Below are 15,282 nucleotides of genomic sequence, written 5' to 3'. Positions count from 1 at the left end.
GAGGGCTCGCGTGTGCGACGGCCGACCACGAAGCGAGCATCATGATCTACGCCAAGCCCGGAACAGCGGGCAGCATCGTCGAATTCGCCGGCCGCTACGACAACTTCATCGGCGGGGACTGGAAAGCACCGGCCGAGGGACGATATTTCGACAACCCCTCACCCATCGACGGCGAAACCTTCTGCCAGGTCGCCCGCTCCACCGCCGCGGACATCGACGCCGCCCTGGACGCCGCCCACGCCGCCGCGCCCGCCTGGGGCGCCACCCCGGCCGGAGAACGCGCGAACGTGCTGAACCGGATCGCGGACCGCATCGAGGCCAACCTCGAACGCCTCGCGGTCGCCGAATCCTGGGAGAACGGCAAGGCCGTCCGCGAAACCCTCGCCGCGGACCTGCCCCTGACCGTCGATCACTTCCGCTACTTCGCCGGCGCGGTGCGCGGACAGGAAGGCGCGATCTCCGAAATCGACGCCGACACCATCGCCTACCACTTCCATGAACCGCTCGGCGTGGTCGGGCAGATCATCCCGTGGAACTTCCCCATCCTCATGGCCGCCTGGAAACTCGCCCCCGCCCTCGCGGCCGGGAACTGTGTGGTCATCAAACCCGCCGAACAGACCCCCGCCTCGCTGCTGCTGGTGATCGAGCTGATCGCGGACCTGCTGCCGCCCGGAGTCGTCAACGTGGTCAACGGATTCGGTGTCGAAGCGGGCAAACCGCTGGCCTCGAGCCCGAAGGTCGCCAAGGTCGCGTTCACCGGTGAAACCACCACCGGACGACTCATCATGCAGTACGCGAGCGAGAACATCATCCCGGTCACCCTCGAACTCGGCGGCAAGAGCCCCAACATCTTCCTGCCCGACGTCGCCGCCGCGGACGACGCGTTCCTGGACAAGGCCGTCGAGGGTTTCGTCATGTTCGCCCTCAACCAGGGCGAGGTGTGCACCTGCCCCTCGCGCGCGCTGATCCACTCCTCGATCTACGACGAGTTCATCGCCCGCTGTATCGCACGCACCCGCGCCATCACCGGCGGCAACCCGCTGGACACCGACACCATGATCGGCGCCCAGGCCAGCAACGACCAGTACGAGAAGATCCTGTCCTACCTGGACATCGGCCGCCAGGAAGGCGCGAAGGTCCTCACCGGCGGCCAGGCCCGCAAGGTCGAGGGCTACCCCGGCGGGTTCTACATCGAACCCACCATCTTCGAAGGCAGCAACGACATGCGGATCTTCCAGGAGGAGATCTTCGGTCCGGTGGTGTCGGTGGCCCGCTACGACGACATCGACGACGCCGTCGCGATCGCCAACGACACCCTCTACGGCCTCGGCGCGGGCGTGTGGACCCGCGACATGAACACCGCCTACCGCCTGGGCCGGGCGATCAAGGCCGGACGGGTGTGGACCAACTGCTACCACGCCTACCCCGCGCACGCCGCGTTCGGCGGGTACAAGAAATCCGGTATCGGCCGCGAGAACCACAAGATGATGCTCGATCACTACCAGCAGACCAAGAACCTGCTGGTCAGCTACTCGCCGAACAAGCAGGGGTTCTTCTGATGCCCGACCCGGGCCCCGAGGTGGCGCGGCGCATCGCGATCACCGACGCCGCGGCCGTGGTGCTGGACCAGTTGGTCCGGCACCACGGTCCGGTGATGTTCCACCAGTCCGGCGGCTGCTGCGACGGCAGTTCCCCGATGTGCTACCCGCGCGGGGAGTTCCGGGTCGGCGCCGCGGACGTGCTGCTCGGTGAACTGCCCGGGCAGACCCCGTTCTGGATGAGCGCGGACCAGTTCGACTACTGGCGCCACACCCACCTCACCGTCGACGTGGTCCCCGGACGCGGCAGCGGATTCTCCCTCGAAGCCCCCGAAGGGGTGCGGTTCCTGATCCGCTCCCGGCTGCTCACCGACGACGAGGTCGAACTACTCGCGGCGAACCCGCCACCCACCGGCGCACACCCGGCCGAATCCGGCACCCAGTCCTGATTCCCGTGGTTCCGGACCGGCCGTCCACTCCGAGACCGGAACCCTCGCGCGGCTGCCGCACCGCCGACCCCCGGCGGTGCGGCAGCCGCGACACACCTGTCCGGCCCCGGAATCACCCTCCCGGGGCCGGACAGGCCCCACCGATATCACTGCCGCCCACCAGGTTTCACGACATCAACGGCCCGGCAGGAACCGCAGGCTCCGTGCGATCCCCATCAACATCGGCTGCCACCGGCTCTGCGGCAACCCGAACGGCGGATCCAGATTCATCCACCGCGTGGCCACCACACTCTGCGGCTCGGTGAACTTCGACAACCCGTCCGGACCGTGCCGGCGACCCACCCCGGAAATCCCCATCCCACCCATCGGCGCCGCGGTGGTCCCCCACGCCGGGGCATACCCCTCATCGATACACACCGTGCCCGCGTTCAGACGCTCGGCGATCCGCTGCCCGTCCACGGTACTGGCCGCCCACACACTGGCATTGAGGCCGTACTCGGTGTCGTTCGCCCGCGCGATCGCCTCCTCCACACCCGAGACCGGATAGATCGACACCAGCGGCCCGAACGTCTCGTTGCGACCGCACTCCATCTCGTCGGTCACCCCTGAGAGCACCGTCGGCTCGAAGAACAGCGGCCCCAGATCCGGGCGCGCGTTCCCGCCCACCAGCACCGTGGCCCCCTTGGACACCGCGTCGGTGACATGTGCGGTGACCGTCTCGAGCTGCGCCGGGGAGATCAGACTGCCGATATCGGCCGAGAAGTCGTACGCCGCACCCAGATTCGCCGCCCGCACCGCCGCGACGAACAATTCGGTGAACTCCGCGGCCACCGTCGAATCCACATACAACCGCTCGATCGAGATACACAACTGCCCGGCATTGGAGAAACACGCCCGCACCGCCGCGCGCGCGGCCTTGGCCAGATCCGCACCGCGCGCCACGATCATCGGATTCTTCCCACCCAACTCCGCGGAGAACCCGATCAACCGATCCCCACACTCGCGCGCCAGGGTGCGGCCGGTCTCCGAGGACCCGGTGAACATCAGATAGTCACACGACCGCACGATCTGGGTCCCCACCACCGCGCCGGGCCCCGGAATCACCTGCAACACCTCGCGCGGCAAACCCGCCCGCCACAGCAACTCCACATTCGCCAACGCCGAATACGGGGTCTGGCTGTCGGGTTTGACGATCACCGCGTTCCCGGCCGCCAACGCCGGCAGCGCGTCCCCGATCGAGAGCAGCATCGGATAGTTCCACGGCGCGATCACCCCCACCACACCCTTGGGCCGCGCATGCACCGCCGCCCGGTTCAACAGCGGGAACGCGCCCCGAACCCGGTGCGGGGCAAGCAGTTTCGGAGCGACGCGGGAGAAGTAGCGGGCCGCGAACATCAGGCCCATGATCTCCTCCTGCGCGGCCCAGCGGGCCTTGCCGGACTCGGCCTGGATCACATCCATCAACCGCTCCCGCTCACCCACCACCAGCGCGCGATACCGGTCCAGCACCGCCGCGCGCTCGGCGACCGGACGCGCGGCCCACCGCGCCTGGGCGACCCGGGCCCGCTCGACCGCGGCGATCACATCCCCGGCCGCGCCCACGGGCACCTCACCGAGTTCGCGGCCGGTGAACACCTCGGTGATCGTGCGCGTCGCGTGCACCCCCGCGGAGTCGACCGCGGCGAATCCGGACAGACGGGCGAATTCGGCGGGATCCGGAACGGGCATGGAACTGGCCTCCTACTTGTGGGTAACCGCGCGATACGCACAATCTACCGCGCCCGGCGACCACACCCGGGCCCTCGCCCGCACCCCTCCCGCGAGGACCGCGAATTCAGTTGCTCTGCAACGCTATCCGCACCCCGAGCCCGACCAGCAGCGACCCCATCGCCGCATCGATCACCCGCCGCACCCGCCGCCGCGTGAACACCCCCCGCAACGTCGCGATCCCCACCGCCAGCACCACGAACCACGCCGCGGTCACCACGACCGCGGTCAACGCCACCTCCGCGGTGTCGGCGAACGTCGGGGCGGCGGGCAGGAACTGCGGCAGCAACGCCACGAAGAACACCGCCGCCTTCGGATTGAGCAGATTGTTCGCCAACCCCTGCCCGAAACCCGCCCGCACACCCACCGGATCGCTCGAAACCCCCTCCGGCACAACCTCGTACACCCCGCGCCGCGCCGCCAGCAACGCCCGCACCCCCAGATAGCACAGATACACCGCACCGGCCAGCTTCACCACCGTGAACGCCACCGCCGAGGCCGCCAGCAACCCGGCCACCCCCAACCCGCTCAACACCGCCCACACGAACACCCCCAACGCCACCCCCGCCGCCGAGGCCACCCCCGCGCGACGACCCGAGAGCATCGCGTTGCGCATCACGATCACGAAATCCGGGCCCGGGGACATCGCCCCCAGCAACATCGCCCCGCCCACACCCGACACCTGCACCACCGACATCACCACACGAGTATACGAAGCGCTGTAACACCGCAGTGCCCCAGACATATTCGACAATCGGTGTCAAGGGCGCGGCACGTGTCGGCCATTGTCCGCGCACCGGTCGCCACCACCACACGCAGCGGTAATGTTGGATCGAATCGCACGAGTCAGGAGAAAGGCCGAGGATGACCATATCCAACGCGGGGGATCTCAACTGGCTCCTGGACGACCTCGTGGACCGCCTCGCCGGGGTCCGCTACGCGGTCGTGCACTCCACCGACGGGTTGCTCCTGGGCCGATCCACCACCATGAGCCGCGAGGACGCCGAACACTTCGGCGCCATGTCCGCCACCCTGCACGGGCTGGCGCGCAGCGCCGGAAGCCGATTCGACGGCGGCGGCGTGCGCCAGGCGGTCATCGAACTCGACCGCGCGGTCCTGTTCGTCACCGCCGCCGGGGACAACGCGTGCATCGCCCTGCAAGCCACCGACGACGCCAACCTCGGCATGGTCGCCTACGAGATGAACCTGACCGTGCAACGCCTCGGCGGCTACCTGTCCACCGGCGCCCGCGGCCCCGCGCACACCCCGCAGCGCTCCTCATGACCCGCCACCACCAACCCTGGTTCGACGACGACGCCGGCCCCCTGGTGCGCCCCTACGCGGTCACCCGGGGCCGCACCGTCGGCGCCGGACACGACCTCGATATGCTCACCCTCGTCGTCACCGCCACCGCCGCACCCCGGCTGCGGCGCAGCGAACCCGAATACGCGGACATCATGCGGCTGTGCCGTGCTCCGCAATCGGTGGCCGAAGTCTCCGCACTACTGAAACTGCCCCTGGCGGTGACCAAGATCCTCGTCGGGGATCTCATCGGCGAGGGACACCTGACCTTCCGCGACCCCATCCACACCGACACCGGCTCCGCGGACCTGACCATCCTGCGAGCGGTCCTCGCCGGAATCCGAAAGCTCTGAACACGTGCCCGATACCACAACCCTGGCCGCCTCGGTCAAAATCCTCGTCGCCGGTGGGTTCGGCGTCGGCAAGACCACCATGGTCGGCTCCCTCAGCGAGGTCGCCCCGCTGCGCACCGAGGAACTGATCACCGAAATGTCCAGCGGCGTGGACGATCTGGCCGGAGTCGAGGCCAAGACCACCACCACCGTCGCCCTGGACTTCGGCCGCATCACCATCGACCGCAACCTGGTGCTCTACCTGTTCGGCACCCCCGGACAGGACCGCTTCTGGTTCCTGTGGGACGAACTCGCGCGCGGAGCCCTGGGCGCGATCGTCATCGCCGACACCCGCCGCCTGGAAAGCTCCTTCGCCGCGATCGACTACTTCGAACGCCGCGGACTCGTATTCGCCGTCGCGGTCAACTGCTTCCAGAACGCGCCGGTCTACACCCCCGACGAAGTACGCGACGCCCTGGACCTGGACCCGCAGGTCCCGGTCGTGCTGTGCGACGCGCGCGAACGCGGCTCGAGCAAAACCGTGCTGATGACCCTGGTGCAGCACCTCATCGAACGCGCCACCGCCGCGGGCGTGCACTGAGGCGTCCAGCACCCGGCGCTTGTTCACCGCATGCCGAGTGCTGCACGCGCGTCTCCCGGCTATCGTCGCGCGGCGCTGGTCGCGGCCGGGTCGATCTCGGTGAACGACCCGACCCAATGATGCGGCGGCCGTGGTGAATTCGGCTCACCGGCCCGCGTCACACCCACCACACCCCAGCCCGCGGCCACCGCGGCGTCCAGCTCGTCCGCGTGATCGGAGACGAACACGATCCCCGCCGCGGGCACCCCGATCGCCGCCGCGATCGCCTCGTACGAGCCCGGCTCGCGCTTGGGGCCCGCGTTGGCCAGATCGAACCAGCCCCCGATCAACCCCGACAGATCCCCGCCGCGGGCGAACGCGAACCAATCCTGTTGATTGCGCACCGAACCCGAGGAATACACGAACAACCGCGCACCGGTGTCGTGCCAGGCCCGCAACACCGCCGGAACCTCCGCGAAGAACTCCCCGTGCAACGCGCCCGTGCGGAAACCCTCCCCGCAGATCATCCCCTGCGCGGTCTTCAACGGGGCGGCCTTGACATCCGAATCCAGCCAGCCACACAGGATCTCGGCGACCTCACCGGTATCGGCGTCCGGGCGGCCCGACAACTCCCGCACCCCGGCCAGCACCGGCGCGGCCGCATCCTGGCGATGCTCGGCCAGCCAGCCCGGCAACCGGTCCCGGGTATAGCCGTACAGATCCTCCCGCACCGCGCGCGTCGGACTCGTGGTCCCCTCGATATCCAGGACGATCGCGATACTCACGCCGCGAGCAACTCGTCGAGACCCGGGAAACCCTCCCCGATCCGGTCACCGGTGAAATCACCCACCCAGCCGTCCTGCTCCTCGAAGAACCGGATCGCCAGGAAATCCGGGCGCACACCCATGTCGAACCAATGCCGCGTGCCCGCCGGCACCGACACCAGATCCCCCGCCTCACACACCACCGCGACCACCTCACCGTCCAGATGCAGATAGAAACAGCCCCGCCCCGCGGCGAAGAACCGCACCTCGTCCTCGGCATGGCGATGCTCGGCCAGGAACTTCCCCCGCGCCGCCGCCGCGGTCTGCGGCCACCGCGGATCCCGCTCGTCGGGCGCGATCCGCGCCACATCGATGTGCCGGAACCGGCCATCGGCGTTCAGATCGGCTATCCGCGCAGCGTATTCGGCCAGAATGTCATCGGTGGCCGCGCGCGGATCGGCCGGCAGCGGCCACCGGTCGAACACGATCCCGCGCCGCGCCAACTCCGCGCCGATCACCGCCGGATCACTCGTACGCAACACGACCCGATCGGCCGCGGTATCGGACATCACTTGCAGCACAGTCATTTCGAACCTTCCTCAGCACCGGACAGCACACCGATCTCCCGGCGGCCGGTCAACCTCACCAGCTCACACAACGCCTCGAGACACTCCGCGCGATCCCGCGCCTGGGCCAGGCTCGCACCCCACGCGGTGATGCCGTGCCCGGCGATGAACAACACCGGCGGCCCCTGCGGATCCGCGCGCAACAACGCCTCGACCTCCGCGCCGATCCGCGCCACATCGGCATGATTGGACACTACCGGCACCCCGACCGACACCGCCGCCCCCAACCCCTTGATCAGCTCGTAACCACTGAACCGCAACACATCCGGGCCCGGTCCGGCATCGGCTGACAACGCCGTGGCATACGGCGGATGCACATGCACCACCGCGGTAGCCTCGGTCGCCCGATAGATCGCGGTGTGAATGGCGGTCTCCGCCGAAGCCCGGCGCGCACCGGCCGCCGCCACCGAATCGGCCACCCGCACCCGCACCATATCGGCCGCGCGCAACTCCCCCTTGGACAAACCGCTACCGGTGATCAGCGCGTCCTCACCCAGCCGCACCGAGATATTGCCCGCCGTCCCCGGCATCCACCCCCGCGCGTACAAGCTCCGCGCGATGCCCGCGATCCGTTGTCCCGCAACCACTTCCGGACCGCACCCACCATCGCGTGCCGGGATGCCGGATGTCCCGTCCCGGGGTGCGGTATCGTCGCCGACGCCCACAGCGGTCCTGACCCCGCCGGCTGCCACCGGCCCACCCTCCGGACCGGCAGCGATGCCCGCGCTCCTCGCACCGGCCAGGCCATCGTCCAGCGTGCTGTACACGACACCGTTCTCGGTGACCACCGCGGTGATCAGATCCGGCGGGGTCACGTCGAACGCCGGATTGAACACCGCGGTGCCCTCGGGAGCGGTCGGCACACCGGCGATCTCGGTGATCTCCGCCGCGGCGCGCTGCTCCACGACGATCTGCGCGCCGGTCGCGGTGCCCGGATCGCGTGTGGACTCCGGGGCGACGACCACGAACGGGATCCGATGGCGCGCCGCGGCCAACGCCAGCGCGTAGGTGCCGATCTTGTTGGCCACCGCGCCGTCGGCGGTGATGCGATCCGCGCCCACCAGCACACAGTCCACCTGCCCGGTCGCCATCGCCCACGCCGCGGCGGCATCGATCGTCAACCGATGCGCGATACCGGCCTCGGCCAGCTCCCACGCGGTCAACCGCGCCCCCTGCAACAGCGGACGCGTCTCGTCGACCAGCACCGATTCGATCGCCTCCCGCGCGGCCAGCACCCGGATCGCCCCCAGCGCGGTCCCGAACGACGTCGTGGCGAGCCGACCGGTATTGCAATGGGTCAGCACCCGCAACGGCCGATCCGGGCACACCCGCTGCACCAGATCCGCCGCCCGCTCGGCCGCGGCCCGATTCACCCGACCGTCCTGCGCCAGCAACGCCTGCGCCTCGGCCAACACCGCCCGCGCCCCACCGGGCAGCCGCGCCAACGCCCGCGCCACCGCCCAGGACAGATTCACCGCCGTCGGCCGCACCGCCGCGATCCGCCGCGCCTCGGCCGTGACCGCCGCGTCGTCCCCCTCGTGCGCGAACGCCGCCAACGCCACCCCGAACGCACCGGTCACCCCGATCGCCGGGGCACCCCGCACCGCCAACGTCGCGATCGCCTCGATCACCTCGTCCACCGTGGAGATCCGCAACCACCGCAACTCCCCCGGCAACGCCCGCTGATCGATCACGACCACCGCGCCCCGGTCCCACGAAATCGAACTCTCACCCATCCGCGCGCACCCTCACACCGAACCCGACAACCTCGAGGAAACCGTATCGAACCCGCCCCCACCAGCTTTACGCTCACCCCGATCCCGACCACACCCCGCCGCACGCGAGCAGGCCGTGCCGATCCTCCTGCCGATCGCGCCGTCGATACGCGCCCTTCACGAGTCGAGCGCACACGACTGCCCGAGTTCGACGGGTGCCGCGCACCCGGATCCTTCACGACCCGAGACGAACACGGCGATTCCCGGGGCCGACCCTGGGGAGCGAGGACGCGTCCCGGGGTCGGCCCGCGTCCTCGCGTCCCGGGGCGCGGCGCGGCGGCCGGTACTGTGCTGGGCATGCGCGCCGAGCCGACCACACTGCTCATCGACACCGTGGCCTGGGTGCTGATCGAGCACGGGCGAATCCTGTGCGCACGCCCGCGCGGCAAGGACGTGTTCTACATTCCCGGCGGGAAACGGGAAGGGGCCGAAACCGACGCGCAGACACTGCTGCGGGAGATCGACGAGGAACTCACCGTCGCGCTCAGCGCGCACACGCTCGTGCACGTGGGCACCTACGAGGCCCGATTGCCCGGTCCCGCAACAGGTTCGGTGCGGATGGCCTGCTACACCGCCGAATACACCGGCGCCCTGGAACCCAGCAGCGAGATCGATGAGATCGCGTGGTTCAGCTACCTCGACCGCGAACGCGTCCCACCGGTCGATCAGCTGCTGTTCGACGATCTCCTGGCCCGGGGCATGCTGCCCGCACGGCCGGGACGCTGATCCGGCGCATCTTTTTCCGATATCCCCGCTGGTCGCGAGAACAGGCGAACTAGAACGAGTTGCGCACGCATTTCAGTGCACGACTGTTCCCTGAAATCATCCGGCACCCAGTCTATAGAGGCATTTGACCACCCGTAATTCGATCCCCCTCTCGATTTGTGTACTCCGAGTCGCTAGCCTGAATATGAAACGTGTTCTAGTGTTATGCGGCGAGACTTTCCAGCGCCGGAAAACCAGAGGAGTGCTTCACCCCATGCGTACCGAGATCTGCGAACGACTGGGCATCGACGTCCCCATCTTCGCCTTCACCCACTGCCGCGACGTCGCCGCCGCGGTGAGCAACGCCGGTGGAATCGGTGTGCTCGGCGCGGTCGGATTCACCGCCGAGCAACTCGAGGTCGAACTGGCCTGGCTCGACGAGCACGTCCAGGGCGTCTACGGCGTGGACCTGGTCATCCCCTCCAAATACGAGGGCAAGGGCGCGGACGGCCTGAGCCCGGACGAGCTGGAAGCCAAACTCGCCGAGATGGTCCCCCAGGGCCACCGCGACTTCGCCGAGAAGCTGCTCAACGATCACAACGTCCCGCACCTGCCCGAGGGTGAACACCACCACCAGCTGCTGGGCTGGACCGCCACCACCGCGGGCCCGCAGGTCGAGGTCATCCTGCGCCACCCCAAGGCCAAACTCGTCGCCAACGCCCTGGGCACCCCGCCCGAGGACATCATCAAGCAGGTCCAGGACTCGGGCCGGTTGATCGGCGCGCTGTGCGGTTCGGTCAAACACGCCCTCAACCACAAGCGCGCGGGCCTGGACTTCGTCGTCATGCAGGGCACCGAGGGCGGCGGGCACTGCGGCGAGATCTCCTCGCTGGTGCTGTGGCCGCAGGTCATCGACGCGATCGGCGACCTGCCCGCCCTCGCCGCCGGCGGTATCGGCAACGGCCGCCAGGTCGCCGCCGCGATGGCCATGGGCGCCGCGGGCGCGTGGACCGGATCGCTGTGGCTCACCGTCGAGGAGGCCAACGTGCCGCCCGCGCAGATGCAGTCCTACATCGAGGCCACCAGCCACGACACCGTGCGCTCGCGCTCGTGGACCGGCAAACCCGCCCGCATGCTGCGCAACGACTGGACCGAGGCGTGGGAGAAGCCCGAGAACCCGGACCCGCTGCCCATGCCCTTGCAGATGATGGTCGCCCTGGACGGGGTCAAGCGCGGACACCGCTACCCCGAAGCCGCCAAGGACGTCAACTTCAACCCCGTCGGCCAGGTCGTGGGCCTGATGAACAAGGTCGAACGCACCGCGGACCTGATGCAGCGGCTCATCGAGGAATACCTCGAATCCTGCGAACGCCTCAACAAACTCAACAACGGCTGAAAACCCCGCCGCCACCACACGAATGCGCCGCCCCCGGCATCACCGGGGGCGGCGCATTCATCGTTTCGCGAGGACCGCCTACGACTGCGGCGGGTGACCGATCATCACCACATGCGTTCCGTCCCAATGGAACTGGACCTGGGTGTAGGTGCCGTCGGGACACGCGTTGCAGCTGCCGGGAGTCTTGTAACTCAACACCACCGTGTCATCGGTGCTCGCCGCCGCGGCCAGCGCGGTGAACCCGTACGCCTTGGACGTCGCGGTCCCCAGATAACGCCCCTTGTGGAACATCAACGCCTGATCCGGCGAACTACCCGTCGCCCCCTGGATCGTCACGATCGCGGTCGACAACGTCGCACACGGATCGAAATTCCCCTGGAACGACGCCGGATTCGTATTCCACGCCCGCTGCGTGACCGGCTCCTGCGGCAGTTTCGCCAGCGCCGCCCGGATCGTCGGCGAGGACAGATCGACCCCGCACCCGGTCACCGGCGCATCCGCGGGCGAGATCCGCGCGGACGGCGACTCCGCGTCCGCCCGCGCCGAGGTGGAGTCGGAGGAGGATGTCGAATTCGCTTGCGCCTCAGCCGAACTCGATGCCCCCGACGAACTCGTGGATGCGGCAGCATGATCGGCGCCGGCGCCGCTGCCGCAACCGGACAACAAGCTCGCCGCGGCGATACTGACCAGGACGGTGACGCCGGTGGATCGGAACACTGGTGGTGACCTTCCGTCGGTTCTACATGCACGTTCTTCATACCCCGGCCGGCGCGGAGTATTCCGCACCGGCACACGCTCTATATCGCGACCACGGGCCGAAAACGCAACGCCTGCCTGGCCACCCGTCCCCCGAGATGCCGCGCGGTGGCCAGATCCGCGGCATGAACCGCTTCGGGACCCTGATCGTTCCAGGTCTGCGCGCCCGCCCCGAGATAGAACCCCAGCCGGTTGTCGTCGAATTCGCTACCGGTGGTGGTGTTCCAGCCCGGCATCAGCCCCAGACCGACCCAGTGCATACCGTGCTGAGCGGCCAGCAGCGCCAGGTACTGCAACGTGTGCAACTTGTCCCCGCTCATCGACCCGGAATTGGTGAACCCCGCGGCCAGCTTGTCCAGCCACCGCTGACTCATCCACCGCTTCGAGGTCGCCTCGGCGAAGACATGGAACGCCCCGGCCGCTGACCCCATATACGTCGGCGTGCCGAAGACGATCGCGTCGGCGTCATCGAGCAACTCCCACTGCGCGTCGGTCAGCGCCGCGACATCGACCAGCTCGGCGCGTGCCCCCGACACCGCCTCGACACCCGCGCGCACGGCCTTGGCGAGTTCGAGTGTGTGCCCGTAACCGGAGTAGTAGGCGATGGCGACGTGAACAGATGACATGTCGAATCCTTTTCCTCGTGATCGGTGAACAGTTCCGCGGGGCCGGGAGCTACGCCGGCATGTGAGTGCCGCGGGGTCGGCAGCGTCGCCGAATCACTGTTGTTGACAGTGATAACGCTAGAGCCGTGACAGTGTCATTGTCAATGTCAACATTTTCCCGTTATCATCGGTACATGCCCTCCAGTAGCCGCCCCGACGACCAGCGCGAACGCATCCTCGACGCGGCGGTCGCACTGCTGACCGAGGCCGGGCCCGCCGCACTGTCCACCCGCGCGGTGGCCACCGCGGCCGGAGTACAGACACCGACCCTGTATCGGCTGTTCGGCGACAAGGACGCCCTGCTCGACGCGATCGCCAGCTTCGGATTCGAGAGCTACCTCGCCGAGAAACGCGCCTTCGTCCCCAGCATGGACCCGATCGAGGACCTGCGGCGCGGCTGGGAGACGCACGTCGAGTTCGGCCTGGCCAACCCCGCCATCTACACGCTGATGTACGCCAACCCGCGCCCGGGCCGCCACCCCGCCGCGGTCATCGAGAACCGCGCCATCCTGCGCGGCATGCTCGACCGAGCCAACGAACACGGGCTGCTGCGAGTGCCGGTCGACGCGGCCGTGACCGCCATCGAAGCGTCCACGACCGGCGCGGTCCTGCACCTGCTGGCCCGGCCCGAACGATCCCGCGACGCCCGCTCGATCCGCCCCCTGCGAGACATCGTGCTCGACGCCCTCACCGAAGCGCCCGCACCCCGCGCCGAGCACCGTTCCCCCATCGCCGACCGCGCCCGGTCACTGCTCGGCATCATCACCCCCACCGGCGACACCGACCCCGTGACCGGCGTGGGATTCAGCGTCTCCGAAGCCGGACTGCTCCGCGAATGGCTCGCCCGGCTGGAGCATGCCCATCGTTGCGTCGAGGGCGACGAAACCTCTCACTGAACACGCGCGCGTACTACAGGGATGATCCGGGACGCGATCAGTGTGGACCGGCAGGGTCGGCGACCTCGTCCTTGCGTGATCCGTTGTGCGCGAACACTTTCGATGTCCTCGGCCGCGCCGCCTTCCGTGTGCTTGATATTGTCAAGCATAGGTGAAAGACTCAAGTCATCAGGGGATCGGAATCGAGAGGGGGCCGAGATAGCCGATATCACCGAGAGTGTGCGGCCCGCGTGGGTCGATGACGAACTGTTCCCGTTCCGCAGTCGATTCGTCGAGATCGACGGGCACACCGTGCACTACATCGACGAGGGCGCCGGCCCGGCACTGCTGTTCCTGCACGGGAATCCGACCTGGTCGTTCCTGTGGCGCGAGGTGATCACCGCGCTGCGCGGCGAGTTCCGGTGCATCGCCCCGGACTATCCGGGCTTCGGGCTCTCCACGGCCGGGCCCGGTTACCGCTACCTGCCCGAGGAACACGCCGAGGTGGTCGCCGGATTCGCCGACGCGCTCGGCCTCGAGCAGGTCACGCTGGTCGGACAGGACTGGGGCGGGCCGATCGGACTCGCGGTCGCGCAACGGCGACCGGGCATGTTCACCCGGCTCGTGCTGGCCAACACCTGGGCCTGGCCGGTCAACGGCAGCCTGTACTTCGAAGCCTTCGCGCGCCTGCTGGGCGGGCCGCCGGGCCGCGCGCTGATCCGGCGGTTCAACCTCCTGGTCAACACGTTCATCCCCACCGGACACCGCAGACGCACACCCACCGCGGCCGAGATGACCCACTACCGCCGCGCCCTGGACACCCCCGAACGACGCCGGTCCAGCGCGATACTGCCCAGCCGGGTCGTGGCCAGCCGCCAGTTCTTCACCGAGCTCGAAACCGGCCTGCCCGCCCTCGCGCACCTGCCGACGCTGATCGTGTGGGGCGCGGCCGACCTCGCATTCCGCCGCCAGGAACGCGAACGCCTGCAAGCGGCCTTCCCCGGCCACGAACTCGTCCTGGTCGACGGCGCCGGCACCTACGTGGAATCCGACGCCCCCGAGGAATTCGTCACCGCGATCCGGAATTGGACAGCCACTCAACGGCTTCGGTAATCAGGGCGACGCGGGGTGCCGGCAGTGGTCGCCGAAATGCGCAGATGCCCGTAATCCGTTGGTGGCGAACCAGTTTCGGCCCCCAGCCCACCGATGATCCCGGGCAACTGCGCATTTCGGCCCGCAGGCCTCAGACGACCGCTGCGGCCACCAGCGCGAACGCCGCCACGATGATCGCGACGCGGACGTAGTGGAAGCGGTCCCAGTGATTCATCTGCTCCTTCCAGTCCTCGGGCCGGCTCTCCACGGTCCAGGTCTTGTTCCGGTTGTTGATCGGGACCAGCAGCGCGATCGACATGATCACACTCACCATCAGCAGCACCGCGGCGATGACGACCAGGCCCGTACCGGCGTGATGCCACCCGGCGATCGCCCAGATCACCATCGCGATGAGCGAACCGATGTACCAGAACGGCATGACCGCGCCGAGCATCCGGCCCCCGTGCGCGCGACCGAGCTGGTCGGCGTCACCGGGAAGCGCGTCCAGGATCGGATTGATGACGAAGGCGACGGAGAACTCCACCCCCACCATCAGGCCGACGGCCACGATGGTGAAGACCTCGAGTGCGCTGAACATGCTGACCTCCCAGAGAGCTAGTGTTGCTAGATAATGAGTCAACACTAGACCTACTGCCGATC

General features: G+C 68.6%; 17 protein-coding genes. 9 read left to right on the top strand and 8 right to left on the bottom strand.

The genetic code is table 11. The features are described from left to right. Positions 1-38: 38 nt before the first annotated feature. The gene (exaC, locus tag NRB20_RS26020; protein ID WP_319945431.1) at positions 39-1,559 is read left to right on the top strand and encodes an acetaldehyde dehydrogenase ExaC; all 1,521 of its coding nucleotides are present in this window, start codon (positions 39-41) and stop codon (positions 1,557-1,559) included. After that, positions 1,559-1,987 carry a DUF779 domain-containing protein gene (locus NRB20_RS26015; protein WP_153413499.1) on the top strand — a complete coding sequence of 143 codons (429 nt, stop codon included), beginning with the start codon at positions 1,559-1,561 and terminating at the stop codon, positions 1,985-1,987. The genes exaC and NRB20_RS26015 overlap by 1 nt, the downstream gene beginning before the upstream one ends. A 174-nt stretch (positions 1,988-2,161) precedes the next feature. Here the strand turns inward: NRB20_RS26015 and NRB20_RS26010 are convergent, their stop codons facing one another. Continuing rightward, positions 2,162-3,715: a succinic semialdehyde dehydrogenase gene (locus NRB20_RS26010; RefSeq protein WP_153413497.1), complete on the bottom strand. Its 1,554-nt coding sequence runs from the start codon at positions 3,713-3,715 to the stop codon at positions 2,162-2,164. Between the two features lie 106 nt (positions 3,716-3,821). Then, entirely contained in the window at positions 3,822-4,451 is a 630-nt protein-coding gene (locus tag NRB20_RS26005) for a LysE family translocator (protein WP_153413744.1), read from the bottom strand. 167 nt (positions 4,452-4,618) lie between these two features. Between NRB20_RS26005 and NRB20_RS26000 the strand changes: the two genes are divergently transcribed. From NRB20_RS26000 to NRB20_RS25990, 3 genes are read left to right on the top strand one after another with little or no spacing between them, the layout of a single operon-like run. Continuing rightward, positions 4,619-5,038 (top strand): roadblock/LC7 domain-containing protein, encoded by a 420-nt coding sequence (locus NRB20_RS26000; RefSeq protein WP_153413495.1) that lies wholly within the window; start codon positions 4,619-4,621, stop codon positions 5,036-5,038. After that, on the top strand, positions 5,035-5,409 hold the full coding sequence (locus tag NRB20_RS25995; protein WP_153413493.1) for a DUF742 domain-containing protein: 375 nt from the start codon (positions 5,035-5,037) through the stop codon (positions 5,407-5,409). The genes NRB20_RS26000 and NRB20_RS25995 overlap by 4 nt, the downstream gene beginning before the upstream one ends. 4 nt (positions 5,410-5,413) lie before the next feature. Beyond that, on the top strand, positions 5,414-5,989 hold the full coding sequence (locus NRB20_RS25990; protein WP_319945404.1) for a GTP-binding protein: 576 nt from the start codon (positions 5,414-5,416) through the stop codon (positions 5,987-5,989). 59 nt (positions 5,990-6,048) lie between these two features. Here NRB20_RS25990 and mtnC read toward each other — a convergent pair whose 3' ends face one another. Genes mtnC through mtnA form a run of 3 tightly spaced genes read right to left on the bottom strand, consistent with a single transcriptional unit; the run spans position 6,049 to position 9,094 of the window. Further along, entirely contained in the window at positions 6,049-6,753 is a 705-nt protein-coding gene (gene mtnC, locus NRB20_RS25985) for an acireductone synthase (protein ID WP_319945403.1), read from the bottom strand. Then, positions 6,750-7,319: a 1,2-dihydroxy-3-keto-5-methylthiopentene dioxygenase gene (locus tag NRB20_RS25980; RefSeq protein WP_153413491.1), complete on the bottom strand. Its 570-nt coding sequence runs from the start codon at positions 7,317-7,319 to the stop codon at positions 6,750-6,752. Before NRB20_RS25980 ends, mtnC begins: the two co-directional genes overlap by 4 nt. Beyond that, positions 7,316-9,094, bottom strand: coding sequence for an S-methyl-5-thioribose-1-phosphate isomerase (mtnA, locus tag NRB20_RS25975; protein ID WP_153413489.1), 1,779 nt, complete (start codon positions 9,092-9,094; stop codon positions 7,316-7,318). Before mtnA ends, NRB20_RS25980 begins: the two co-directional genes overlap by 4 nt. 336 nt (positions 9,095-9,430) lie before the next feature. Between mtnA and NRB20_RS25970 the strand changes: the two genes are divergently transcribed. Next, positions 9,431-9,859, top strand: coding sequence for an NUDIX hydrolase (locus NRB20_RS25970; RefSeq protein ID WP_153413487.1), 429 nt, complete (start codon positions 9,431-9,433; stop codon positions 9,857-9,859). A gap of 253 nt (positions 9,860-10,112) precedes the next feature. Beyond that, positions 10,113-11,234 carry an NAD(P)H-dependent flavin oxidoreductase gene (locus tag NRB20_RS25965; protein WP_153413485.1) on the top strand — a complete coding sequence of 374 codons (1,122 nt, stop codon included), beginning with the start codon at positions 10,113-10,115 and terminating at the stop codon, positions 11,232-11,234. A 78-nt stretch (positions 11,235-11,312) separates the two neighbouring features. Here NRB20_RS25965 and NRB20_RS25960 read toward each other — a convergent pair whose 3' ends face one another. Together NRB20_RS25960 and NRB20_RS25955 are read right to left on the bottom strand one after the other, a co-directional pair. Beyond that, complete coding sequence (locus tag NRB20_RS25960) at positions 11,313-11,951, bottom strand: LppP/LprE family lipoprotein (RefSeq protein WP_194290007.1); 639 nt, start codon at positions 11,949-11,951, stop codon at positions 11,313-11,315. A gap of 80 nt (positions 11,952-12,031) precedes the next feature. After that, positions 12,032-12,616 (bottom strand): flavodoxin family protein, encoded by a 585-nt coding sequence (locus NRB20_RS25955; protein ID WP_153413481.1) that lies wholly within the window; start codon positions 12,614-12,616, stop codon positions 12,032-12,034. Positions 12,617-12,789: 173 nt separating this feature from the next. Here NRB20_RS25955 and NRB20_RS25950 point away from each other — a divergent pair, with 173 nt between their 5' ends. Next, positions 12,790-13,551 (top strand): TetR/AcrR family transcriptional regulator, encoded by a 762-nt coding sequence (locus NRB20_RS25950; RefSeq protein WP_227833865.1) that lies wholly within the window; start codon positions 12,790-12,792, stop codon positions 13,549-13,551. Positions 13,552-13,770: 219 nt separating this feature from the next. After that, the gene (locus tag NRB20_RS25945) at positions 13,771-14,643 is read left to right on the top strand and encodes an alpha/beta fold hydrolase (protein ID WP_319945402.1); all 873 of its coding nucleotides are present in this window, start codon (positions 13,771-13,773) and stop codon (positions 14,641-14,643) included. A gap of 130 nt (positions 14,644-14,773) precedes the next feature. Here the strand turns inward: NRB20_RS25945 and NRB20_RS25940 are convergent, their stop codons facing one another. Further along, positions 14,774-15,220, bottom strand: a complete 447-nt coding sequence (locus tag NRB20_RS25940; protein WP_153413474.1) for a DUF1772 domain-containing protein — start codon at positions 15,218-15,220, stop codon at positions 14,774-14,776. Positions 15,221-15,282 lie beyond the last annotated feature (62 nt).

The sequence above is a fragment of the Nocardia macrotermitis genome (genome assembly GCF_009604405.1).
Lineage (GTDB): Bacteria > Actinomycetota > Actinomycetes > Mycobacteriales > Mycobacteriaceae > Nocardia > Nocardia macrotermitis.
Note: the sequence above shows the minus strand (reverse complement) of the source record. Positions and strands in the feature narration are given on the sequence as shown.